Consider the following 22087-nt stretch of genomic DNA (forward strand, 5'->3'; position numbering starts at 1 on the left):
GTCAGCGCGGCCAGGTCGCGACGACCGCCACCGCGTTGAACAGCACGTGCGCCACGATCGCGCCCCCGATGCGGTTCGTCATCGCGACCAGGGTGCCCGTGAGCAGCCCGAGCACGAAGGTCGTCAGGAACACCTGCACCCCGCCGAGCGACGTCGTCGCCGACCCCAGGAACAGGTGCGCCAGCGCGAACAGGAACGCCGTCACGAGCACGGCGAGCCACCGCGTCCGCGGTGTGAGCTCGGCGGCGAGCAGGCGCTGGAACAGCCCGCGGAAGAACAGTTCCTCGAGCACGGGGCTGATCAGCACGATGCCGACCGCCGACACGAGCAGCAGCCCGACGTCCGGGGGCCCGAACGACGGCCCGGGCTGCAGTCCGGTCGTGCCGGAGAACGACAGGGACAGCACGGCGTCGAACACCCGCGCCAGGATGACGATCCCGAGTGCGAACACGAGGTCGCCGAGCTCGATGCGGAACCGTCCGAACAGGTCGCGGCCCGTGCGACGAACGACCCAGATGATGCCGAAGACCAGCGGTACCCAGACCGCGACGTTGCCGAGCAGCACCTGCAGCACCGGGCCGGGGACGGCTCCGCGCAGCGTCAGGTTGCTGACGATCCGGGCGAGCACGACGGCCACGACGAGGGCGATCAGCAGGGCGACGAGGTCGCGTTGCCGGGCGGTCGAGGGCTCGGTGGCGGCCGCTTCCGGCTCGGAGGTCATGGGGCGAGCGTAGAGGACGACCGACGCAGATCGGCGAGAACAGCCGAGCAGACCTCATCCGTGTGACACTATTCACTAGCCGACTGCTGGGAGAACCCCTGCGGAGCCTGTGCGGGACCACGGGAACGGCCAGGATCGGGGAAGGCGGGCCGCGTGGAACTGCGCGACTACATCACTGTGCTCCGCAAGGGGTGGGTGCTCATCGTGGTGCTCGCCCTGGTGGGCGTCGCGGCGGCTGCAGGGTTCTCCCTGCTGAAGAAGCCGGTCTACTCCGCCTCGGCACAGGTGTTCGTCTCCACCGAGACATCGGGCAGCGCGAGCGACCTGGCGCAGGGCAACACGTTCACGCAGCAGCGCGTGCTGACGTACTCGAACCTGGTGCAGACGCCGATCGTCCTCCTGCCGGTCATCTCGTCGCTCGGGCTCGACATGAACGCCGACCAGCTGGCGACGATGGTCTCGGCGACGGCGCCGACGAGCACCACGCTCATCTCGATCACCGTGCAGGGCACCGACCCGGTGCAGGCGACCGAGATCGCCAACGCGACCTCGCAGAGCCTGACGAACGTGGTGCAGGACATCGAGGCCACGGACGCGAACGGCACGAGCACCGTCAAGCTCACCCGCGTGAAGCAGGCCGACGTGCCGCTCAAGCCGGTCAGCCCCAACGTCCCCGTGAACATCGCCCTCGGTCTGCTCGTCGGTCTGGCGCTCGGCGTCGGCATCGCCGTGCTGCGCGAGACGCTCGACAACCGCGTCCGCGTCGAGACCGACGTCGAGAAGATCAGCGACAAGCCGGTCGTCGGCGGCATCGCGTTCGACAGCAAGGCATCCGAGCGGCCCCTGATCGTGCAGGTCGACCCGCGCAGCCCGCGTGCCGAGTCCTTCCGCACGCTCCGCACGAACCTGCAGTTCCTCGACCTCGGCACCGGCTCGCGCACGTTCGTCATGACGTCGTCGATGCAGTCCGAGGGCAAGAGCACCACGGTCGCGAACCTGGCGATCGCGCTCGACAGCGCCGGCTTCAAGGTCATCCTGATCGACGCCGACCTCCGCCGCCCCCGCGTCGGCGAGTACATGGAGGTCGACAGTGCTGTCGGCCTGACCGACGTGCTCATCGGTCGTGCGACCCTCGAGGACGTCGCACAGCCCTGGGGCCGTGGCAACCTGGTCGTGCTCCCCGCCGGTCAGATCCCGCCGAACCCGTCGGAGCTCCTCGGCTCGAAGGCCATGCAGGACCTCATCACGACGCTCGAGCAGCAGTTCGACTACGTGCTGTTCGACGCACCGCCGCTGCTGCCCGTCACCGACGCCGCGATCCTGTCGAAGAAGGCGTCCGGCGCCATCCTCGCGGTCGCGTCCGGCAAGACCCACAAGGGCCAGCTCGCCGCTGCGGTCGCGTCGCTCGAGAACGTCGGCGCCCCGATCGCCGGCTTCGTCATCACGATGATGCCGGTCAAGGGCCCGGGCGCGTACGGCTACGGCCGGTACGGCTACGGCTACGGGTACGGCCTGGACGAGGCGGAGCCGCCCCAGCCGACCACCAAGGCGCCGAAGAAGGCGCGGGGCAAGCTCGGCACGCTGCGCCGAGCCGACCGCTGAGACCAGGGGGACGACATGCGTGCAGGCCGGGGGGCCCGAGGCCTCGGCGACACCACGAGACGCAACACCCTGATCGGCGCCGCCGTCGCGGTGGTGCTGCTCGTCGTGGTCGACGTCGTGCTCGTCGCGATGGCGCTCGGCCACACCACGCCCGGAGCCGTCGGCACACCCCGTCCCGCCCCCACGTTCGGGGTGTCGCCCGAGGGGACGCCGTCGGCGTCCCCCACCCCGTCGCCGAGCGCGACCGCACAGGGCGAGGCGGCGGGGGAGAGCCGCCGCCTGCTGTCCGCAGTGGACGGACGGGAGGCATGGCGCGCCTCCAGTGCGACCTGTCCCGTCGCGCAGGTGGTGCTGGAGCACACCGTCGACGGGGGAGCGACGTGGACGCCCGTCACGCTCGGTGAGGACGTGCGCGCCCTGTGGGGCATGCGTGCGACGACCGACGGGCTGTCGCTGCTCGAGGCCGTCGGTGACGACTGCGCGCCGACGGAGCGGACGACCACGGACGACGGTGCGACCTGGAAGGCGGCCGCTGCCGGCGCGGCAGGCGCCGGCATCACGCCGGACGGCGTGCGACTCGGCAGCACCACGGTGGCGAACCCGTGCCCGCAGCCGCTCGACGCGTTCCAGGGCACCACCACCACGGTCGTCGTCTGCGACGGCCAGGTGGAGTGGCGGACCGGGACCGCGGCGTGGGTGGACGTGCCGCTCGGCGGCGTCCGCGGTGTCGCGGTCGACGGGAGCTCGTACACGCTCGCGCGCATCGGGAACCCGGAGTGCGACGGCGTGCAGTTCGAGACGATGACGGCGGTCGGCGTGACGCCGGCGACGCCGACCACCCCGGTCGGGTGCAGTGACGCGCGGACCGAGGGGCCGATCGCGATCGACCGCGCCGGTCAGGCCGTCTGGATCTGGGCGGGTGACGAGGTGCTCGTGTCCACGGACGGCGGCAAGACGTGGTGAGCCGGAGGTCCTGGTGACCGTGCAGGGCGAGCGCGCCGCGACCACTCCGGCGAGCACGCTGGAGTGGAGCCGTCGGTACTCGCGCCGCGTGCTGGTCACCGACCTGCTCGCCCTGATCTGGGTCGTCTTCGGCGTGCAGATCGCCTGGCTCGGCTTCAGCTCGAACCTCACGACCAACACCGCCGACCTGCGCTTGAGCTACTTCGCGATCTCGATCGTCGTCATCGCCGTGTGGATGACCGGCCTGGCCGTCTACGACACCCGAGGGCCGCGAGTCATCGGTGTGGGCAGCACGGAGTACCGCCTGGTCGCCGACGCCAGCGTGCGCGTCTTCGGTTTCATCGCCATCGCGGCGTACCTGCTCCGCGTCGACCTGGCCCGTGGGTACGTCCTCATCGCGTTCCCCGTCGGCATCCTCGTCCTGCTGCTGTCCCGCTGGATGTGGCGCCAGTGGCTCGTGGCCGAGCGGAAGCACGGCGGGTACTCCGCCAGGGTGCTGCTCGTCGGCTCGACCGCGAGCGTCCTGCACATCGGCCGCGAGCTCGCACGCTCACCGGAGGCCGGCTACCGCGTGGTCGGCGCTGCCGTGGCCAGCGGCACGAGGGGCGTGCTGCCCGGCTCCACCATCGAGAGCCACGGTGGCATCGACGACGTCGCCGAGGCCCTCGCGGCCACCGGCGCCGACACGGTCGTCATCACCAGCTCCGACGACCTGCCGCCGGAGCGCGTGCGGCAGCTCAGCTGGTCGCTCGAGCCCGGCCGGCAGCACCTGGTGGTCGCACCGAGCCTGACGGACATCGGTGGTCCCCGCATCCACACCCGCCCGGTGCAGGGTCTGCCCCTCATCCACGTCGAGACACCGACCTACTCCGGCCGGAAGCTCTACACGAAGCGTGCCTTCGACCTGGTCGGCTCGGCGCTGCTCATCATCGTGCTCTCCCCGGTCCTGATCCTGCTCGCGATCCTGGTGAAGGCCGGCTCTCCAGGGCCCGTCTTCTTCCGCCAGGAACGTGTCGGGCTCAACGGTGGGACCTTCCACATGATCAAGTTCCGCTCCATGGTGGTCGACGCCGAGGCCCGCCTGCAGGAACTCAGCGCGCTCGACCGAGCAGAGGGCAACACCGTCCTCTTCAAGATGAAGAACGACCCGCGCGTCACCCGTGTCGGTGCGTTCATGCGGCGGTACAGCCTGGACGAAGTGCCGCAGCTGTTCAACGTCCTGCTCGGCAACATGTCGCTCGTCGGGCCCCGCCCGCCGCTCGCCAGCGAGGTCGAGCGGTACGACTCCCACGTCCATCGGCGCTTCCTCGTGAAGCCGGGAATGACGGGGCTGTGGCAGGTCAGCGGACGGTCGGACCTGTCGTGGGAGGACTCGGTGCGGTTGGACCTCTACTACGTGGAGAACTGGTCGCTGGTCAGTGATCTGATCATCCTCTGGAGAACGGCGCGTGCTGTCACCCGTTCGGAGGGGGCCTACTGATGCACGGCTCCGGAACGGATGAGCAGGCGACCACGGGCCGCAGCGCGAGCCGGAGGATTCTCGTGGTTTCGCCGTGGGGACTTCGCGGGCAGTACAGCGGGCCGGTGACGCTCATGAATCGGCTCTTCGGAGCGTTGAAAGATCTCGGCGGGTTCGAGATCGATGTGGTCCACCGTGATCGGGGCCGGGAGTCCGACGCACCCTGGGCACATCGCACCTTCGCGTTGTTACGAACGCCGGTCGGGCAATTTTCGAGGGTCGATCAGTTGCGTTGGGCCCTTCGGGCCCGCCGCTTTCTGCGCCGACATGCACAGGAATACGATCTCGTTCACCTTCAGGGCGCATACCTGGCCAACGTGCTCGCCGTTCCGTCGAAGGTACGAGGCAAGGTCGTGCTTCTTCCCGTCCTGGAAGATGGTGACCTCGCCACCGGGACGCGGTTCTCTGCTGTCAAAGTTGCTGTCTACCGAAGGGTCATCGGTGAATCACACCTTGGTCTCGCACTGTCGACCGGAATAGCAGAAGCTCTGATCGGTCTCGGACTTCCGCGGAAGCGAGTGATGCTGATCGACAATCCAGCAGGCGGGGACCGGCGAGGTGCTCCCCGCCGCCAGCGCGACGATGCTCCGTTCACTGTTGGCTTCGTGGGCAAGATCGGGCCGAACAAGAACCCCCACCTCGTACTCGATGCGATCGCGGCTCTTCGTGAACAGGGTGTGGAGGCGCACGCACTGTTCGTCGGTCCCTTCGCGAACGCCTCCTTTGAAGATTCGTTCCGCTCCCGCGCTGGCGAACTCCACCTCGAAGACAAAGTCACCTTCACCGGCTTCACCGATGACGTGGTCACGCAGTTCGGGGAGATGGACGTGTTCGTGCTCCCGTCCCGCCACGAGGGAATGCCCGGCGCGCTGGCAGAAGCGTTGACTGCGGGACTTCCTGCTGTCGTCTCAGACGTCGGTCAGATGGGCGATCACGTGCGCGGGGCTCACGCGGGTTTCGTCGTGCGCGCTGACGTCAGTTCTGTGCTCGAGGCGCTGCTCGAGCTCCAGGACAAGGAGGTGCGGCAGCGCTTCGGGCGCAACGCACGCGAGTACGGCGCGAAGCACTTCACCGCAGCTGGCATTGCCGCGACCGTGCGCGACAAGTTGGACGAACTCGAGGAAGAACGATCACATGAAGCCTGAGCCCTGCCCTTCCCTGCCGGGCCTCGAAGAGTTGGAGCCCTACCTGGAGCCTCTTCAGGGAACGAGGGCTTGGGTCGTGCCGATGACCGGCCGGTCCGGGAAGCTCTTGGGGAACAACGGTGATGCGCTCATGCACGCCGTGTTCCTCCGCATCCTGGCGTCGTTCTCGATAGAAACGGTCGATGACCAGCGCGACGCGCAGGTCGTCGTCGTCCCACCTTCCGGAGCGCTGCTCGAGAGTTACGCGTTTCCTGACCTGCTCGCTGAGCGCATCCGCGGGAGTGAAGGTCTTCCGCTCATCGTGTTCCCCTCCTCTGCCTTGTTCCCGACACGGGATCCATCGTTCATGTTCGAGGATCGGACCGCTCCGACGACGTGGATGCTACGAGAGCTCCCATCGATGACGCACTTGAGCGAGCAGTGGGGCACGCAGCTCAGCGGCGTCGGGGTCCAACTGGTGCTCCTCCACGATGTCGTCGCCCTCGGCCATTCCTTCGTCTCGGAGATCGTCGGCCCGCGGGTGCGTTCGCCGAAGACTCTGCTGATCGCTCCCCGAGCCGACCGCGAACGGACGTCCGCGATCGGGACTTCCGCTCCGCGAGTGGGGGCGTCCTCGCGGATGGACGAACTCGTGCACCTCGCGCGGAGCAGCGGCGTAGGACGCCGTGTCATCCGGTTCGTCCGTAGGCGTCGCACGGCTGCCCTGGCCGAGCGGCTGGCGGGACAGATCGATACAAGCGCGTGGAGTGTTGTTCGTCGGCGTACCCGTCGGACAGTGCGACTCGACCTCAGTTCAACGCAGTTCTGTTCGTTCGACGAGTACGCGCGGACTCTCAGAGCAGCCGAAGTGGTGATCACCGACCGACTACACGTCGCGCTGCCGGCGGCGATCCTCGGCGCCGAGGTCTACGTGGCGGAAGCTGGGTACCACAAGCTGCGTGGTGTCTACGAGAACTCGCTACGGGGGATGACCAATGTCACCTTGGTGGGCTGAGAGCGGCAGTTCGGAGCTGCCTTGCTGAAGGGCATCCTGGGGCTCTCGATCGGCACTGTTGTCACACGTGCGTTGGCGGCAGTGAGCCAGCTCGTCCTGGCATTGTGGCTGGCGCCCTCTGACTTTGGAGCTTGGGCCGCTGCGACCTCGCTCGTGTCCGTCCTGACCGGCCTCGCAAACTTCGGCGAGGTGAACGGCTACCTCAGTGGAAAAGGCGGCACATACCGGCGCGTGAGACGAGTGACCCGAGTTCAGAACTCGGTACTTGCGGCGCTCGGTCTCGGTCTCGCTTCCACGTACTTCCTTCGTGGTGAGGAAGAGATCGGTTGGCTTGCGGTCATCGTTGCGTTGACCATCCCGCTGGTCGGCGACGCGGAACGTATGTACTCAACTGGTGTGAAGTATCGCGCCTACCGAGCCGTCGTGGCGGCACAGACGACCGCTGCGCTCGTCAAGATCGCTTGCGGAATACTGATCGCAGCGGTTGGTGGAGGCTCGCTCGCCCTAGCGGCGTCGACCCTGCTGTTCTACGTCGCCATGGACCTGGTCATCAGCGTCGCCGTTCGCAAGCGTGTCCGGGTCGACGTGGATGGAGCGGGACGCGTGTCCGTGCGAGACCGTTTCAAGTGGGCGATCAACTCTCTCTTCGTCACCCTGCCGCTGCAAGCCGGCTTCATCGTCGCCCAGTTCGTCACGAGCCCTCACGTGCTGGGGTTGTACTACTTCGCGTACCAGGTGACTACTGGGATCAGCGGCCTGGTGTCGGTGCCACTCTCCCGCGTGAGCCTCGCTCGCTTCGCGGAGTTGTCGGGGTCGGACCGCGGAGCCGCCGCGCGAAAGCTTGCGACGGTCTTCGGTGGCCTGACACTGGTCGCGGCAGCCCTGATGGCGCTCATCCTGCCCATCCTCGAACCGCTGCTCCGATCGCAGTGGGTCGAAGCGATACCAGCCGTCGTGCTGTTGAGTGCGAGTCTGCCCGCACGCATGATGGGGCCAGTCATGGACGCTCTTCAGCAGGCGCGCGATCGATGGTGGCAAAGTACCGGGTTCAACGCCCTCGATGCCGTCGGCACAGCCGCGGCCGCGTGCACCGCCGTTTGGGGAGACGTCCTCGTCCTCGCGGCGGCGCTCAGCGCTTGGAAGATCGCCTTGAGCCTGCTCCGGACGTGGATCGTACTCCGGGACCAGGGCCTGTTGCACCGGATCACGCTCACGGTGCCCGTGACGCTCGGGGCCGCGCTCGTCATGGCTTCGCAGTTCTTCGTGGGACCGGCCGCGGTGCTGGCCGCCGTGATCGCGGGCGTCCTCGGGGGCGCCTGGATCGCTTCGCAGCTCTCAGGAAGGAAGGTCACGGAGGTGTCTCGTGTTCGTTGAGTCGAAGTGGGCGCTGGCCCGGGTCGTGCTGTTCTCACTCGGGTACGTCCTGCTCTTCCAGTCCGACTCGAGCGTGGCGGGCTCGAAGGAAGCTTTCGCCGCCATATCGGTGGTGTTTGCCGTCATCGGCGCCTTCCGCCTGCGGAAGCTTGAGGACCAACGCATCCCTCGCGGCATCTTCCTGGCCGTCGGCATCATGCTGGTGCTCCTCCTCGCATGGGTGGCGCGCATCGCAGGGGGTGGTGTCGGACTGGACGATTGGATCCGGGACTCCCTGAACTACATCCTGTTCCCGGTGGCGATGCTGATCGGCGCCGATGCCGGAACGAGTGTCTCGCGAGCGATTCTCGGGCGATTGGTCGTCGTGATCGGTGTGTTCGGCGCGATCACGTTCATGTCCACTTGGCTGGCTCGCCGCAGCGGGGCACTGTTCGGGGCAGAGCAAGTCGGATTGGCTTCGAGCTTCGTGCCGCTGACCAGCATTGCGCTGTGCCTCGCGATCTTCTTCGCGGGGGACCGGTGGCGCGGCGGAGCGCTCATCATCGGCCTCGGTCAGATGGTGTTGCTTGCGGTGTCCGGGGGCCGTTCGGTCTGGATCTACTGCCTCGCGGCTCTGATCGCGGCGTTCTTGAGCGCTGGGGTGCCCCTCGGCGCCCGTATCGGTCGTGCCACCGTCGCGCTCGCGGCCGCCGGCTTCGGCGCAGCGCTGGTGTTCTCACTGTCCACCGCCATCGGAGGCGGCATCGCGGTTACGCGCTTCACTCGGTTCCGGTCGCTCGCCGAGGGCGGGCTCGACTCGATCTTCTCGGACGCTTCGGCGATCGAGCGCATCCGCGCTTACGAGTGGACGACCCTGATCTGGCACAACAACGTGCTGTTCGGGCGAGGCCTCGGCTTCACGTTCCCATCGGTCACGACCGGGAACGTCAATGCCGGCATCTACACACTCGACACTCCCGTCATAGCGCTGGCAAAGTTCGGGATCATCGGCACGCTGATGATCCTCGCGGCCCTGGTCATCCTCTGGTGGACGCTCTGGTCGGCTTCCCGGGGCGACCGGGTCGCGCGCTGCGTCCTGGTGACTCTGACCGGCGCCGTGATCGTGCTGCTTCCGAACGGGTTCCCGATCGAGAATCGCGGCTTTGACCTCCTCGTGTGTCTCGCAGTCGCGTACGTGATTGCCGCGGGGGCCGCAGTAGCAAGGAAAAGTTCGGCGTCGGTCGCCGAGCAGGAACGGAAGGAACCCGTTGGTTGAACGAACCCTAGGTCGTTGTCTGATCGTGAACGCCTACTCGTATCGGAATGCTGGCGATGCAGCGATCATGTTGTCGACGGCCCGACTTGTACGCGACCTCGGCGCAACTTCGGTTGCCATAGCATCTCGCTACGAAGACGGCACCGCCTACGGCGCGTTCGGACTGCGAACAGTCCCTCCCATCATCCCGTTCCCGTCCACAGGAGACGGCTCACGACTGCGACGAGGTGCGGTACTCGCACTGGGGTCAGTGCGGTCCTTGGTGAGCATTGCCACACACGGTCGCATCGGTGCAAAACGTCTCCGCGCCGAGTACGACTCGGTGGTGATTGCTGGTGGTGGCTACATGTACTCATCGAAGCGGCGGGTGAACATGAGTCTGTGGCACAGCCTGCTGTCCGCCAAGTTGGGGAGTGCGGTCCTCGGGCGGACATTGATGATGCCTCAGAGCGTCGGACCCATCAATCGGCGGATCGATCGCGCGATCCTCGAATGGGCATTACGCGAGGTCCCGGTGGTTGTCAGGGAGACCCAGTCGCTCGACGCATCCCACTTCCGACCACGGCTGAAGGGGGAACGGGTGATAGCTGATGTGGCTTTCTACCCAGGCGTCGACATTCCGCCGCACGATGCGCCTTCCAGTCGCGTTCTCCGACTGGTTGCCATGGACTGGACTTGGTCGACCTCAGTCGAGGCAGACCGGTTCGACGACTACTTGCGCAGGATGGCAGAACTCGTCGACCTTGCCGTAGACGCGGGATTCCGGGTCGTGCTTGGCGGACACTCGTCCTTGGACGAACATGATCAGGACGACATCCGCGTCGCCGAGCAGATCCGGGGTCTGGCTCGTAGACAGGTGCAGGTCGATTCGAACGCCGACGTTGCGCATCTGTACGGCGAGTACCAGGGCTCGACGGTCGTCGTCGGGACGCGGCTCCACTCTTGCATCATGGCGCTCTCTGTGGGGACACCAGCAATCGGACTGTCCTACCAAGAGAAGACCGTCGGCGTGCTCGAAGGAGTCGGTCACGGCGCGTACGTCCACAAGGTCGACGATTTCGATCCGGAAGTCGTCATGGGGCAGGTCCTCGAACTTGCATCCTCGGAGTCCGACACCTGGGCTGCGCTCGCGAAGCGAACGAAGGACGCCATCCGAGATGGATATGAGGAGCTCGCCCGATGACTGAGGTCGTGTTCTGGCTGCCGGCCGTCAACCCCTACTGGAGAGATCGCTTCAACGCGCTCGCGGCTGACGGAGAAGTGGACTTCGAGTGCTGGTTCAACCGCCATCTGGACCCCCAGCGCAGCTGGGAAGTCGACCCGAGCTCCCTGCACTTCCGACACTCGTTCCTCGCGGGGGACAGCAAGAGAGCATTCCTGAGAGATGCGCGGCGCTCTTACCGGAGTGCGCGGCCTCGCATCATCTTCACCTTCCATCACGAACCGAAGCTCTGGCTGGTGTGGTTGCACCGACTCCGTGGTGGGCATGTCGCGCTGTACGCTCTTATGACCTGGGATTCGTGGGTCACCCGGAGCAAGGCGAAGGAAATCGCAAAGCGCATATTCTTCACGAGCGCGTCGTCCACGCTCACCCCCGGACCTCAGTCGGACGAGTACATCCGAAAGTACGGCGCGCGCCGGATCTCTCGACTTCATCACGCGGTCGACGCCGACGGACTGCGGTCAGCCTCGGATGATCGAAAGGGCTCGCGTGAACTTCGACTCCTCTACATCGGTCGGATGATCGAGGGCAAGGGGCTGCGGATGCTCATGCGAGCCTTGGAACCGATGCTCGCTCGCCACAAGGACACCAGGGTTCGGTTCGTCGGAGACGGGCCGCTCCAGGGCGAGGTCCGGTCCTGGGCTGCGTCGATCGGAGATCAGGTTGAGGTCTCCGACTTCGTTCAGGCTGACAGGATCAGCGAGGTCTACCGGGATTCGGACGTGATGCTCTTCCCGACGGAAGGAGACCCGTACGGCTTGGTCGTCGATGAGGCACTGGCTGCTGGCGTACCGGTCGTTGCAAGTGATCGAGCGGGGGACATCTCGTGGCGTCTCGAGGACGGACGCGGGTGGATTCTGCCCTTCGATGACGTTGGAGCGTGGACCCGGACACTAGACGAACTCGCCGCGGATCGTTCTCTTCTGCCGGAGATGTCCGCCGCTGCCCTCCGCTACAGCGCGGGGCATGACCTCGGCCGGTGGGTCGCCGAGCTGAAGTCGTGGTTGCACACGACCGGGTGACGCCTGCAGCGCTTGGAGCGTCAGCTTCGGGTGCCGTAGAGGTGCTCGAGGGTGCGGGCCACGGCGGCAGAACTGAACTGCGCATCGATGATCCGGCGTCCGGCTGCGGAAAGTTCCCGGCGACGCGGCTCGGAGTTGAGGACCTCCCGCAATGCCTGCGCGAGCGCTGACGGGCTTTCGTCGACCACGAGGGCGGCGTCGTGCTCGCGCAGGATGCCGGCAAGCCCGTTGCTCTCGGTGATCAGGGTCGGTGTTCCGACGGCGAGCGCCTCGAGAACACTCATGGGTACGACTTCGCCAACGCTCGGGAGCACGTACACCGTCGCCTTCGCAATTCGCGCAGGTGCGGCTCCGGGACTGACTGATCCTTCGTACTGAATCCGATCCCCCAGGTGCCGATCGGAGATGAACGTTCGAAGCGATTCGAGGTCACCTTCATCGGGACCGACGACCGCGAAACGCGCCTCGGGTAGGCTCTCGGCCACTGACGCGGCAGCCTCGGCGAAGACGAGGACTCGCTTCCGAGGGTGCAGGCGAGCGAGGAACAGCACCTCGAGCTTCCGGCCGTCCTCGTTCGGGTGCGGCACGACGTGCGGAACGGTCACTCCGTTCGTGACTCGGTCGATCGTCGCCTGTCCACGAGCAACTTCCGCAACGCCGGCTTCCTCCTCTGGAGTCAGCACGAGAACACTTGCAGCTCTGGTGAGGGCCCGTCGGATGAAGAGGCGGTCGAAGACCGCGGCGCGAAGTCGTTGGTCGGGTGCCACCATGCCGTGGGTTTGCACGAACACGGCGGTAGTACTCCGCGCGGCTCGTCGCGCGACCGGCGCCGTCACGAGATCACGGCCGAGGTGAACGTGCACGACGTCGCGCTTCCGCAGCGTCGTGCTGAGATGGTGCTGCAAGGCCGGCGAGAAGAATCCACTGAACCCAGCTCGAGGCACCTTCCTCACGGGAAAGAGTCGGACCTGCACGCCGGGAACGTCGACCCCGACCTTGCCGTCCCAGCCCATGACCAGTTCGACTTCGTGACCGAGCGCGGCGAGCGCTTGCGTCTGTTCGATGGCCACCGCGAGCGGGCCGCCGAAGGCGCCGTCCTCCGAGGCATAGGTGACCACGTGGGTGATCTTGAGTGGCTTCGTCCGGGTCATCGGAACCTCGGCCCGCGTAGGCGCAGTTCCTGTCCGACGGCTTCCGAACCAGCAGGCACGTCGACGCTCACGACGGTCATCGGGGCGATGCGAGCCGATCGGCCGATGGTGACGCCACCGGTGATGAGGCAGCGCGAAGTGATCCAGGCGCCGTCTTCCACGATGATCGGCCGAGTCACGAGCGCCATGTCCTTCCGGTGGCGGTGGCTCCCGGTCGTGAGCATCGTCTGCTGAGACACGACGACGTCGTGACCGATCTCGATCCGGTCCTGGTTGTGGAACCAGACACCCTCACCCACCCAGCAGTCGTCACCGATCTTGAGGTTCCAGGGGAATTTGACTCGGGTGTCCGGGCGGAAGACGACGCCTCGGCCGATCTCAGCACCGAACTTGCGCAGCGCCCAGACGCGGAGACGTGACGAGACCTGCCAAGGATTGCGGACCAGGAGAAGTTCGACTGCGGCCCAAGCGAACACCACTCGCGCCGGTTTCCCCCACGCGGCGCGTTCGCCTGGCGCTTCCCGAAGCGGAATGACGGGTACTTGAGGTTCAGGGTTCATCTCGGCACGCTCGTTCAATCTGTTGGTGGTGGATTCTTCCGAGGTTCGCGCTTCGTTGGCGGTGTAGCCACGGCCATAGGTAGCCGACCTACCGAGTCAGATCACGTGAGTCCGCTCGGTCATTCTCGTCCGAGCGTTGTCGTCGATTCCACCCGTCCCATGTTGCGATCCTAGGGGAGGCGACCCACCCCGCTTCAAAAACGCAATCGTAAAAATGAGGGCCTGTTACCATCGCGTGTGCAGAGATCCAGATCCGTGGCGATCGTAGGACTCAACTACGCCCCCGAGTCAACGGGGATTGCCCCGTACACCGCCGGGTTGGCAAGGGAACTGGCGTCCCGGTCGTGGCGGGTTCGGGTGTTGAGTGGTTTCCCGCACTACCCGCAGTGGCGCTTCGTTGACGGGCCGATCCCGCGTTCGCGAACCTCTGTCGAGGACGGGGTGATGGTGGTCAGACGTCGTCATCGCCTCCCGGCGAAGCCCGGTGGCATGGCCCGTGCGCTCTCCGAACTGTCCTTCGGCGTCGCGGCGGTCTCGACACCCTTCGGGCGGCCAGACGTCGTCGTCCTGGTGTCACCAGCGCTCATCTCGTCCGCGGTCGCGTTGGTGAAGGCGCGTCTCGTGACCCGGCGTCCGGTGGTGGTGTGGGTGCAGGACTTGTACACCCTCGGCCTTCGAGAGCTCGGTGGCGGAGGTTCGAGCCTCTCGAGCCGGGTCGTCGCCGCGATCGAGAGATGGACACTGCGCTCTGCCGACTCCGTCGTCGTCATCCATGAGCGGTTCCGCGACACCATCGTCGAGGAACTCGGTGTTCGTCGTGCCTCCGTCGCAGTCGTCCGGAACTGGTCCCACCTCGACGACGACTGGCAGGTCGATCGCGACGCGTCACGCGCAGCTCTCGGTTGGGGGCCGTCAGAGTTCGTCGTGCTGCATGCCGGGAACATGGGCGTGAAGCAAGGGCTCGAGAACGTCGTGGAAGCAGCACGTCTGGCCGCTGCGATCGGTGCGAAGGTGCGCTTCGTCCTGCTCGGAGATGGGAACCAGCGGTCGGCCCTCGCTGAACTCGCTGCCGGAGTTCCGAACCTGGAGATGATCGGATCGCTCCCCGATGATGAGTTCCGCGATGCGCTGGCATCGGCGAACGCACTGTTGGTGAACGAGCGTGCTGGTGTGGCAGGGATGGCCGTTCCGAGCAAGCTCACCTCGTACTTCAGCACGGGGCTGCCTGTCATCGCCGCCACCGATTCCGGCAGCGTCACCGAGAGCGAGGTCCTCCTCGCGGGAGCCGGGCCGATCGTGCCCGCCGGAGATCCCCAAGCTCTGCTCGACGCTGCGCTGGCGCTTGCCGGTGACGCTCAGCGAGCCGGGGCGATGGGGGAAGCCGGGCGACGGTTCCGGGCAGAGCGCCTGACGGCGGCGGCCTCATTCGATACATTTGCTCAGCTGTTGAAGACGCTGGCGAACGGCCGCCGTTCAACCGCGACTAGGGAATCGGGGACTGCTTGACCAAGCGCGCACTCATCACGGGCATCACCGGACAGGACGGGTCGTACCTGGCCGAACTGCTCCTCCGCAAGGGGTACGAGGTGCACGGGGTCATCCGTCGCGCGTCCACCTTCAACACCTCGCGGATCGACCACCTCTACGTCGACCCACACAACCCGGACGCGAAGCTCTTCCTGCACTACGGGGATCTCGGTGACGGGGCGCGACTCGTCAGCCTCCTCGGTGAGCTGAAGCCGGACGAGGTCTACAACCTCGCGGCGCAGTCGCACGTCCGCGTGTCCTTCGACGAGCCGGAGCACACCGGTGACGTGACGGGAGTCGGCTCGATGCGCATGCTCGAGGCTGTCCGCATGTCCGGCATCCACACGCGCTTCTACCAGGCGTCGTCGTCTGAGATGTTCGGAGCGACCCCGCCGCCGCAGAACGAGGAGACGCCGTTCTGGCCGCGCTCGCCTTACGGCGCCGCAAAGGTCTACAGCTACTGGGTGACCCGCAACTACCGCGAGGCCTACGGGATGTACGCGGTGAACGGCATCCTGTTCAACCACGAGTCGCCTCGACGCGGTGAGACCTTCGTGACCAGGAAGATCACCCGGGCTGTGGCCCGAATCAAGGCCGGCCTCGAGGACCACCTGTACCTCGGCAACCTCGACTCAGTGCGCGACTGGGGCTACGCGGCCGAGTACGTCGAGGGCATGTGGCGCATGCTGCAAGCCGACGAGCCGGACGACTTCGTGCTGGCCACCGGTGGGAACTTCACGGTCCGCGACTTCCTCGAGACCGCCTTCTCGCACACCGGCCTGAACTGGGAGGAGCACGTCCGGTTCGACGAGCGCTACCTCCGCCCCAGCGAGGTCGACGCGCTCGTCGGCGACGCTTCGAAGGCCAAGGAGAAGCTCGGGTGGGAGGCGACCGTCGACACCGCCGAGCTCGCTCGCATCATGGTCGACGCCGACATCGAAGCGCTCGAGCACGAGGGCCGGCCGTGGATCGACACCGTCAAGCTCGCGAGCTGGGAGTCCTGATGACCGACGTCACCTTCGAGCCCGGGCCGCTCGACCGATCAGACCGTGTCTACATTGCCGGTCACCGTGGCCTGGTCGGGTCCGCGGTCCAGCGGAAGTTCGAGGCCGAGGGGTTCTCGGACATCGTCGGTCGGACCTCTGCGGAACTCGATCTGAAGGACCGCGGAGCGGTGTTCGACTTCTTCGCGCGGGAACGCCCGAAGCACGTCGTCCTCGCCGCCGCGAAGGTCGGCGGCATCCTCGCGAACAACACCTACCCGCACGACTTCCTCAGCGAGAACCTGCAGATCCAGGTCAACGTCATGGACGCCGCGGTCGAACACGGTGTCGAGCGCCTCGTGTTCCTCGGGTCGTCCTGCATCTACCCGAAGATGGCCGATCAGCCGATCCACGAGGATGCGCTGCTCACCGGGCACCTCGAACCGACGAACGACGCGTACGCCATCGCCAAGATCGCCGGCATCCTGCAGGTGCAAGCGGTCCGACGACAGCACGGACTCCCGTGGATCTCCGCGATGCCCACGAACCTCTACGGCCCAGGCGACAACTTTTCGCCGAAGGGCTCCCACGTCCTGCCGGCGCTCATCCGTCGGTACGACGAGGCAGTGAAGAACGGTGTCGATCGAGTCGAGAACTGGGGCACGGGGACGCCTCGGCGCGAGTTCCTGCACGTCGACGACATGGCCGCTGCTGTGTTCCACCTCATCGAGCACTACGACGGTCCGGACCAGGTCAACGTCGGGACCGGTTCCGACGTGACCATCCGCGAGATCGCGGAGACCATCGCGAAGGTCGTCGGCTTCGAGGGTGAGACCGTGTGGGACACGTCGAAGCCGGATGGCACACCGCAGAAGCTGCTCGACGTGTCCAAGCTCGCCGAGGCGGGGTGGACAGCGCAGATCGGGCTCGAGGACGGGCTGCGTAGCACGATCGACTGGTTCCACGAGAACGCTGACTCGATCCGTCAGTGACTGACTGCGGACATGAGGGACCGTAAGCTTGCCCTCATGTCCGACCTGCCCGAGTCGCGACGTACTGCTTCACGCCGGGGGAACAGGGCCCGGACCGTGCTGTGGATCGTCTTGGCCATCGTCTTGCTCGTCATCCTCGCCGTCGCTTGGGTGGGGGTGCGTGGTGTGCTCGCGAAGGGCCACTTGGAGAACGCCGTCGCCGACGTCCAGACGCTTCGTGCCCAGCTGACGGGCGGCGACACCGCGAGCGCGGAGAACACGGCGGCGCACCTGGAGGACGAGGCCGGCGCGGCCCGCTCGTTGACCGGCGACCCGATCTGGCGCGCGTCCGAGCACGTCCCCTTCTTCGGCACCAATCTGCGTGCGGTCCGTCAGATCGCTGGCGTGGTCGACGATGTGTCGCAGGACGCGGTCACCCCGGTCGCGAGCGTCGTCGGCAAGCTCGGTACGGACTCGTTCGCGCCGAAGAACGGGAAGGTCGACCTGCAGCCCCTTGTGCAGGCGCAGGCACCGGTCGCCAGGGCGACCGCGACGATCGACAAGGCCGTCAAGAACGCCGACGCGATCGACACGGCGAACACGCTCTCCCCGGTGACGTCCGCGGTGAACCAGCTCCGGAACGCCCTCACCTCCGTGCACGGTCAGGTCGACGCCGCCAACCGCGTTGTGCAGCTCGCCCCGGCGATGCTCGGTGCCGACAGCGACCGCCAGTACCTGCTGCTCTTCCAGAACAACGCCGAGCTCCGTGCGGGCGGTGGGATCCCCGGTGCTGTGGCGCTCCTCAACGTGAGCGATGGCTCTGCCGGCCTCGGTGACCAGCGATCGGGCTCTTCGTTCGGCCCGTACCCCGAGCCGGTCCTCCCGCTCGACGACGGCACGAAGGGGTTGTACGGCGACATCACCGGGCAGTACATGCAGAACGTCACGTTGACTCCTCGCTTCGATGTCTCCGGCAAGCTCGCGCAGGCGATGTGGCAGCGCGAAACGGGGCAACAAGTCGACGGCGTGATTGCGATCGATCCGGTGACGCTCGGGTACCTGCTCAAGGCGACTGGCCCGGTGCCGCTCGCGACCGGTGACACGCTCACGTCCGACAACGCCGTCAAGCTCCTCCTGAGCGACGCGTACGCAAAGTACTCCGACCCGAAGATGCAGGACGCGTTCTTCGCTTCGGCGGCCAGCGCAGTGTTCGAGAAGGTCTCGAGCGGTGGTTTCGACGCGAAGCAGTTCGTCGCGGCCCTGACGCGTTCCGCGGGGGAGGGGCGGCTCCGTCTCTGGAGTGCCGACGGGGCAGAGGAGCAGCTCATCGACGGCACGGCCGTCTCAGGCACGCTTCCGACTGCGAATGCGGAGACCCGGCAGTTCGGCGTCTACCTGAACGACGGCACCGGCTCGAAGATGGACTACTACCTCGAGAAGACCGTCTCGGTCGGTTCGTCGGTCTGCCGGCAGGACGGTCTGCCGACCTCCGCGGTGGAGGTCACGATCACGAACACCGCGCCTGCTGATGCCGCGACGAGCCTGCCGAAGTACGTCACCGGTGGCGGTTCGTTCGGGACCGAGCCCGGCAAGATCAAGACGCTCATCGCCGTGTACGCGCCGAAGGACGCGATCTTCCTCGGCGCCTCGCAGGACGGGAAGGCGGTCGGCGTGCAGACGGCGATCGACGACGGACACCCGGTCGCGCAGCTCCGGACAGTGCTGGCCCCGGGCGAGAGCGCGACGTTCCGGGTCGCCTTCCTCGGTGAAGCGAAGAACGCGCACGCCGGTACCGAGGTCGTCTCGACCCCGGGGGTCGAGCAGACGAAGACCTTGCCGCTCCGGTTCGACTGCACGAAGCCGATCCCTGTGGGCTGAGCGCGAACTGTAGACCCGTCACCCCTGTCTCGAGGGGACCGTTCGTCGTGTTGCGCCGCAAGACGCGGTCCGACGCGTCCCCAGAACAGGGGGCACGATGCGCGGCTGCGTGCGTCCGAACCACTGCACAGTGCATGCCCAGGGGCCCCGCGAGCGGTCGAGTAGGAGCAGAAAGCTCCTTCTGATCTGGGCTTCCCGTCATGCACCGCGAGGTTCACCGCGCTCCGGCGGGCCCTGGTCGACGTCCACCGCGTTGTCCTCGTTGCGTTACATCTATCGAAACTTTTCAATCCGGTGGCAAAAACCTGAGGATTCCCGCTAGATTGAGGGAACTTCGCCATCGCAACTGTGTGCAGCACGGGTCTTGCGAGCGGTGTACGGGCTCTGGGTGTCAGGGTCTGACGGATCAGATCACTAGGGGAAAACACTTCTATGAAGAAGCTCATCGCCGCTGCCCTCCTCGCGGGCGCAGCCTTCATCGCGGTTCCGACCGCCGCCAACGCTGCCGGGTACACGCCGGACTCGGACATCTCGGTTTCCGGCAACTACGTCGCGGGCGGCACTGCTGTCGTCAGCTTCACTCCGGGCGCCTTCATCGATGGCGAGACCGTTCGTGTCCAGGTCACCGGTGCCGGTGCGGTCACGCTCGGTGCCCTGCCGACGACCACCGTCTCGAAGGACTACACCGCGAACGCCGATGGCTCGCTCGCCGTGCGCGTCACGTTCCCGGCCGGCGGCTCGGGTACCTACAACCTGACCGCGACCGGTGCAAGCTCCGGTGTCACCGGCCGCGCCGACTTCACCATCGCGCCGGCTGGCACGGCGGGCACCGTCGGCTCGACGGGCAACTCCGGCACCCCCGGCCAGCTCGCCTTCACCGGTGGCACCATCTCGACGCTCGGCCTCTGGGCTGCCGGCGGCGCCATCGTCCTCGGTGGTGGCCTCCTGGTCGTCCGCAAGTCGGTCCGTCGTCAGCACGACGCCGCCTGAGCTCAGCTCGACTGAACGAGGCCCCCGGCACTTCGGTGCCGGGGGCCTCGTTGCGTCGTCAGCGGGCGACGGGGCGGGTCAGGTGACGATCAGCGCGATGGCCACGACGGCGATCACGGCGAGCGGCGCGACGACCCACAGCCACCAGGGGAACATCGAGGGTCGCCGGTAGGGGCGCGGTTGCTTCCGATTCGGGTTCGGGTCCATGTGCTGACAGTAGGTCGCAGTGTGCCGGGGCGGCTCGAATGTCTCCAGATCTTCATGCAGCGGCGCGTGGATGTCCCTGAGCCGCACTCACGCGGGCGTGACCGAGTACCACGATCCCCACCAGCACCCCGAGCACCGCCCCCGAGGTGTTCGCCAGCACGTCGTCCACCGACGCGAACCGCGCCGGCAGGAACAGCGCCTGCACCGTCTCGATCGCGCAGCTCGCCAGGAACCCGCCCAGCGTGCCGACCCACCAGGCCCGCGCCCCGAAGAGCAGCAGCACGAAGAACCCGAACGGCACGAAGAAGACCACGTTCGCCGTGAACTCGACCGCGTCGTACCCGAGCCACCCCGGCGCTCCGAGTCTGTGCCCCGCCGCGATCGCCCGCACCAGCCAGGGGTGGATCCCGCCGTCGACGGGGGAGCCTGCCGTGGCCACCAGCACCACGACGAGCGCGTAGGCCGCCGCGAGCGACCACGCCACCCGCCTGGTGCGCCCCGACGCGTGCGCGGCCCGGCGGCGTACGTGCCAGGCCGCGTCGGCGAGCGACCCGATCGCCACGCCGACGAAGCCGGCGAGCACGACGGACCGGAAGCGCACACCCGGCGTGGCGGACTGCGCCGCCAAGACGGCGGCGGCCACCAGCACGACGACCGCGCTCACCAGCGCGCGCCGGAGGACCCCGTCCGGCCGGGAGGCCCGGCTCGCCCCCGCCAGCAGCGCCGGCAGCAGGGCCGTCACCAGGGACACCGCGATCGCCGTCACGAACCCGTCACCGAGCGTCAGGGTGCCGTGCCCGACCGCGCGCAGCGCGCCCACGACGTGGAGCAGAGCGGACCGCACCCGGTCGGCGAGACCGGGCACCAGGAGCACCACGGCCACGAGCGCGACCGCAGCCAGCATCCCGCTGCGCACGATGGTGGTCCTGGTCGTGGTGGTCATCGGGAACGACGGTAGTGGGCCGTGCCTCCCGGCCGGGCAGGACGCGAGGGTGCCTCGAGAAGCTGTGGAAACCAGTTCATCCACGAAACGAGTACCCCGATCGTCCCCCTGTACCCCGATCTCGTGTCCCCCTGGCCCGGAAATCCGGGGGTGTACCCCGACGCGTATGCACGGAACCCGTGAAAGGGCGGGCATCGCTGGCGAGGCCGGGGGACGCTCTCGTACGGTTGTCCCAACAGCAGATGTACCCCGGATCGCGAAGGAGAGCGACATGAGCACCACGGTCACCACCGACACCCGCGAGGTCACCCTCGACACCGACACGGTCGACGTCATCGCGATCCTCGAGGCCGAGGCAGAGCACTCGGGCCGCGCCGCACGTGCCAAGACCACCTGGACGCAGGAGGACGACGGCGAGTGGATCGCCAACTACGGCGGCTACTTCGGCGGCAGCGTCGACAAGCGCGACGGCCGCTACGTCGCCTCGGACACCTTCGGACTCGTGGTCGGCGACTTCGCCACCCTCGAAGAGGCCCAGACGAAGCTCTCGGACCAGCTCCACGTGATGCTGCCGTCCGTCATCCGCCCGATCGCGTAGTGCCCGACGACCATCCGGCACTGACCGCGGCCAGACCCACCAGCAAGACCTGGAGCACCAGCATCACCAGCACGATCAGCGCCACCAGCACCGTCCAGCACCACAGCAGCACGAGGAGCACCACCATGAGCACCAGCGTCGCCAACAGCCAGCAGGCCGAGGTGACCGTGGACACGGCGACCATCGAGGTCATCACCGGCATCGCAGCCGGCGTCGTGTCCCCCGATGCACCGGCCCGGGCGCACGTCGTCTGGTCCGAGGCCGACTCGGGGCTCTGGGCCGCGAACTACGGCGGCTACTACGGCGGTGTGATCGACCAGCAGGGCGCGCACTACTTCGTGTCCGACACCTACGGGCAGTACGTCGGCGACTTCCGCTCGCTGCACGAGGCGCAGGACCGCCTGGCCGAGCGCCTGCACGACCTGCTGCCGGACGTGCGCCGCACGCTCGACTGACCTGCTC

At 67.1% G+C, this 22087-nt stretch carries 22 protein-coding genes; 16 read left to right on the plus strand and 6 right to left on the minus strand.

Features of this window, described 5'->3' with window-relative positions; translation table 11 throughout:
* Position 1 precedes the first annotated feature (1 nt).
* The gene (locus ABIC52_RS06855; RefSeq protein WP_354026949.1) at positions 2-721 is read right to left on the minus strand and encodes a CPBP family intramembrane glutamic endopeptidase; all 720 of its coding nucleotides are present in this window, start codon (positions 719-721) and stop codon (positions 2-4) included.
* A gap of 153 nt (positions 722-874) precedes the next feature.
* On the opposite strand from ABIC52_RS06855, the gene ABIC52_RS06860 reads away from it, so the two are divergent.
* Genes ABIC52_RS06860 through ABIC52_RS06900 form a run of 9 tightly spaced genes read left to right on the plus strand, consistent with a single transcriptional unit; the run spans position 875 to position 11817 of the window.
* Positions 875-2323, plus strand: a complete 1449-nt coding sequence (locus ABIC52_RS06860; protein WP_126890155.1) for a tyrosine-protein kinase domain-containing protein — start codon at positions 875-877, stop codon at positions 2321-2323.
* Between the two features lie 15 nt (positions 2324-2338).
* The gene (locus ABIC52_RS06865; protein WP_209680044.1) at positions 2339-3286 is read left to right on the plus strand and encodes a hypothetical protein; all 948 of its coding nucleotides are present in this window, start codon (positions 2339-2341) and stop codon (positions 3284-3286) included.
* Between the two features lie 13 nt (positions 3287-3299).
* On the plus strand, positions 3300-4766 hold the full coding sequence (locus tag ABIC52_RS06870) for a sugar transferase (protein ID WP_354026950.1): 1467 nt from the start codon (positions 3300-3302) through the stop codon (positions 4764-4766).
* Complete coding sequence (locus tag ABIC52_RS06875) at positions 4766-5950, plus strand: glycosyltransferase family 4 protein (protein ID WP_354026951.1); 1185 nt, start codon at positions 4766-4768, stop codon at positions 5948-5950. The genes ABIC52_RS06870 and ABIC52_RS06875 overlap by 1 nt, the downstream gene beginning before the upstream one ends.
* Positions 5940-6944 carry a hypothetical protein gene (locus tag ABIC52_RS06880; RefSeq protein WP_354026952.1) on the plus strand — a complete coding sequence of 335 codons (1005 nt, stop codon included), beginning with the start codon at positions 5940-5942 and terminating at the stop codon, positions 6942-6944. The genes ABIC52_RS06875 and ABIC52_RS06880 overlap by 11 nt, the downstream gene beginning before the upstream one ends.
* A 21-nt stretch (positions 6945-6965) precedes the next feature.
* Positions 6966-8318, plus strand: a complete 1353-nt coding sequence (locus ABIC52_RS06885; protein ID WP_354026953.1) for an oligosaccharide flippase family protein — start codon at positions 6966-6968, stop codon at positions 8316-8318.
* Positions 8308-9573: a hypothetical protein gene (locus ABIC52_RS06890; protein WP_354026954.1), complete on the plus strand. Its 1266-nt coding sequence runs from the start codon at positions 8308-8310 to the stop codon at positions 9571-9573. Before ABIC52_RS06885 ends, ABIC52_RS06890 begins: the two co-directional genes overlap by 11 nt.
* A 25-nt stretch (positions 9574-9598) precedes the next feature.
* Positions 9599-10756 (plus strand): polysaccharide pyruvyl transferase family protein, encoded by a 1158-nt coding sequence (locus ABIC52_RS06895; protein ID WP_354026955.1) that lies wholly within the window; start codon positions 9599-9601, stop codon positions 10754-10756.
* Positions 10753-11817: a glycosyltransferase family 4 protein gene (locus ABIC52_RS06900; protein ID WP_354026956.1), complete on the plus strand. Its 1065-nt coding sequence runs from the start codon at positions 10753-10755 to the stop codon at positions 11815-11817. The genes ABIC52_RS06895 and ABIC52_RS06900 overlap by 4 nt, the downstream gene beginning before the upstream one ends.
* Positions 11818-11837: 20 nt before the next feature.
* Here the strand turns inward: ABIC52_RS06900 and ABIC52_RS06905 are convergent, their stop codons facing one another.
* Both ABIC52_RS06905 and ABIC52_RS06910 read right to left on the minus strand, forming a co-directional pair.
* Positions 11838-12968 (minus strand): glycosyltransferase, encoded by a 1131-nt coding sequence (locus tag ABIC52_RS06905; RefSeq protein WP_354026957.1) that lies wholly within the window; start codon positions 12966-12968, stop codon positions 11838-11840.
* Entirely contained in the window at positions 12965-13528 is a 564-nt protein-coding gene (locus ABIC52_RS06910) for an LbetaH domain-containing protein (protein WP_354026958.1), read from the minus strand. Before ABIC52_RS06910 ends, ABIC52_RS06905 begins: the two co-directional genes overlap by 4 nt.
* Before the next feature lie 255 nt (positions 13529-13783).
* Between ABIC52_RS06910 and ABIC52_RS06915 the strand changes: the two genes are divergently transcribed.
* The 5 genes from ABIC52_RS06915 to ABIC52_RS06935 all read left to right on the plus strand — a co-directional run bounded on the left by ABIC52_RS06915 (position 13784) and on the right by ABIC52_RS06935 (position 19877).
* Positions 13784-15034 carry a glycosyltransferase family 4 protein gene (locus ABIC52_RS06915; protein WP_354026959.1) on the plus strand — a complete coding sequence of 417 codons (1251 nt, stop codon included), beginning with the start codon at positions 13784-13786 and terminating at the stop codon, positions 15032-15034.
* On the plus strand, positions 15031-16059 hold the full coding sequence (gene gmd, locus ABIC52_RS06920; protein ID WP_354026960.1) for a GDP-mannose 4,6-dehydratase: 1029 nt from the start codon (positions 15031-15033) through the stop codon (positions 16057-16059). The genes ABIC52_RS06915 and gmd overlap by 4 nt, the downstream gene beginning before the upstream one ends.
* Positions 16059-17030: a GDP-L-fucose synthase family protein gene (locus tag ABIC52_RS06925; RefSeq protein WP_354026961.1), complete on the plus strand. Its 972-nt coding sequence runs from the start codon at positions 16059-16061 to the stop codon at positions 17028-17030. Before gmd ends, ABIC52_RS06925 begins: the two co-directional genes overlap by 1 nt.
* A 111-nt stretch (positions 17031-17141) precedes the next feature.
* Complete coding sequence (locus tag ABIC52_RS06930; RefSeq protein WP_354026962.1) at positions 17142-18887, plus strand: DUF4012 domain-containing protein; 1746 nt, start codon at positions 17142-17144, stop codon at positions 18885-18887.
* A gap of 432 nt (positions 18888-19319) precedes the next feature.
* Entirely contained in the window at positions 19320-19877 is a 558-nt protein-coding gene (locus ABIC52_RS06935) for a sortase (protein ID WP_126890165.1), read from the plus strand.
* 78 nt (positions 19878-19955) lie between these two features.
* Here ABIC52_RS06935 and ABIC52_RS06940 read toward each other — a convergent pair whose 3' ends face one another.
* Both ABIC52_RS06940 and ABIC52_RS06945 read right to left on the minus strand, forming a co-directional pair.
* On the minus strand, positions 19956-20084 hold the full coding sequence (locus tag ABIC52_RS06940) for a hypothetical protein (RefSeq protein WP_284445394.1): 129 nt from the start codon (positions 20082-20084) through the stop codon (positions 19956-19958).
* 52 nt (positions 20085-20136) lie between these two features.
* The gene (locus ABIC52_RS06945; RefSeq protein ID WP_354026963.1) at positions 20137-21027 is read right to left on the minus strand and encodes a VanZ family protein; all 891 of its coding nucleotides are present in this window, start codon (positions 21025-21027) and stop codon (positions 20137-20139) included.
* A gap of 271 nt (positions 21028-21298) precedes the next feature.
* Between ABIC52_RS06945 and ABIC52_RS06950 the strand changes: the two genes are divergently transcribed.
* On the plus strand, positions 21299-21625 hold the full coding sequence (locus ABIC52_RS06950) for a hypothetical protein (protein WP_354026964.1): 327 nt from the start codon (positions 21299-21301) through the stop codon (positions 21623-21625).
* Here ABIC52_RS06950 and ABIC52_RS06955 read toward each other — a convergent pair.
* A complete protein-coding gene (locus ABIC52_RS06955) occupies positions 21606-21752 on the minus strand; it encodes a hypothetical protein (protein WP_209680011.1) in 147 nt (48 codons plus the stop codon). The genes ABIC52_RS06950 and ABIC52_RS06955 overlap by 20 nt on opposite strands.
* Here ABIC52_RS06955 and ABIC52_RS06960 point away from each other — a divergent pair.
* On the plus strand, positions 21751-22080 hold the full coding sequence (locus ABIC52_RS06960; protein ID WP_126890168.1) for a hypothetical protein: 330 nt from the start codon (positions 21751-21753) through the stop codon (positions 22078-22080). The two genes, ABIC52_RS06955 and ABIC52_RS06960, sit on opposite strands and share 2 nt — an antisense overlap.
* The last annotated feature ends 7 nt before the right edge of the window (positions 22081-22087 follow it).

The organism is Curtobacterium oceanosedimentum (genome assembly GCF_040545555.1).
Taxonomy (GTDB): domain Bacteria; phylum Actinomycetota; class Actinomycetes; order Actinomycetales; family Microbacteriaceae; genus Curtobacterium.

Excerpts from the sequence above, each read along its gene's own strand:
- ABIC52_RS06940 (WP_284445394.1), bottom strand. The coding sequence starts at position 20,084 with ATGGACCCGAACCCGAATCGGAAGCAACCGCGCCCCTACCGGCGACCC.
- ABIC52_RS06875 (WP_354026951.1), top strand. The coding sequence starts at position 4,766 with ATGCACGGCTCCGGAACGGATGAGCAGGCGACCACGGGCCGCAGCGCG.
- ABIC52_RS06960 (WP_126890168.1), top strand. The coding sequence starts at position 21,751 with ATGAGCACCAGCGTCGCCAACAGCCAGCAGGCCGAGGTGACCGTGGAC.
- ABIC52_RS06900 (WP_354026956.1), top strand. The coding sequence starts at position 10,753 with ATGACTGAGGTCGTGTTCTGGCTGCCGGCCGTCAACCCCTACTGGAGA.
- ABIC52_RS06855 (WP_354026949.1), bottom strand. The coding sequence starts at position 721 with ATGACCTCCGAGCCGGAAGCGGCCGCCACCGAGCCCTCGACCGCCCGG.
- ABIC52_RS06880 (WP_354026952.1), top strand. The coding sequence starts at position 5,940 with ATGAAGCCTGAGCCCTGCCCTTCCCTGCCGGGCCTCGAAGAGTTGGAG.
- ABIC52_RS06935 (WP_126890165.1), top strand. The coding sequence starts at position 19,320 with ATGAAGAAGCTCATCGCCGCTGCCCTCCTCGCGGGCGCAGCCTTCATC.
- ABIC52_RS06910 (WP_354026958.1), bottom strand. The coding sequence starts at position 13,528 with ATGAACCCTGAACCTCAAGTACCCGTCATTCCGCTTCGGGAAGCGCCA.
- ABIC52_RS06955 (WP_209680011.1), bottom strand. The coding sequence starts at position 21,752 with ATGGTGGTGCTCCTCGTGCTGCTGTGGTGCTGGACGGTGCTGGTGGCG.
- ABIC52_RS06925 (WP_354026961.1), top strand. The coding sequence starts at position 16,059 with ATGACCGACGTCACCTTCGAGCCCGGGCCGCTCGACCGATCAGACCGT.
- ABIC52_RS06865 (WP_209680044.1), top strand. The coding sequence starts at position 2,339 with ATGCGTGCAGGCCGGGGGGCCCGAGGCCTCGGCGACACCACGAGACGC.
- ABIC52_RS06950 (WP_354026964.1), top strand. The coding sequence starts at position 21,299 with ATGAGCACCACGGTCACCACCGACACCCGCGAGGTCACCCTCGACACC.
- ABIC52_RS06945 (WP_354026963.1), bottom strand. The coding sequence starts at position 21,027 with ATGACCACCACGACCAGGACCACCATCGTGCGCAGCGGGATGCTGGCT.
- ABIC52_RS06905 (WP_354026957.1), bottom strand. The coding sequence starts at position 12,968 with ATGACCCGGACGAAGCCACTCAAGATCACCCACGTGGTCACCTATGCC.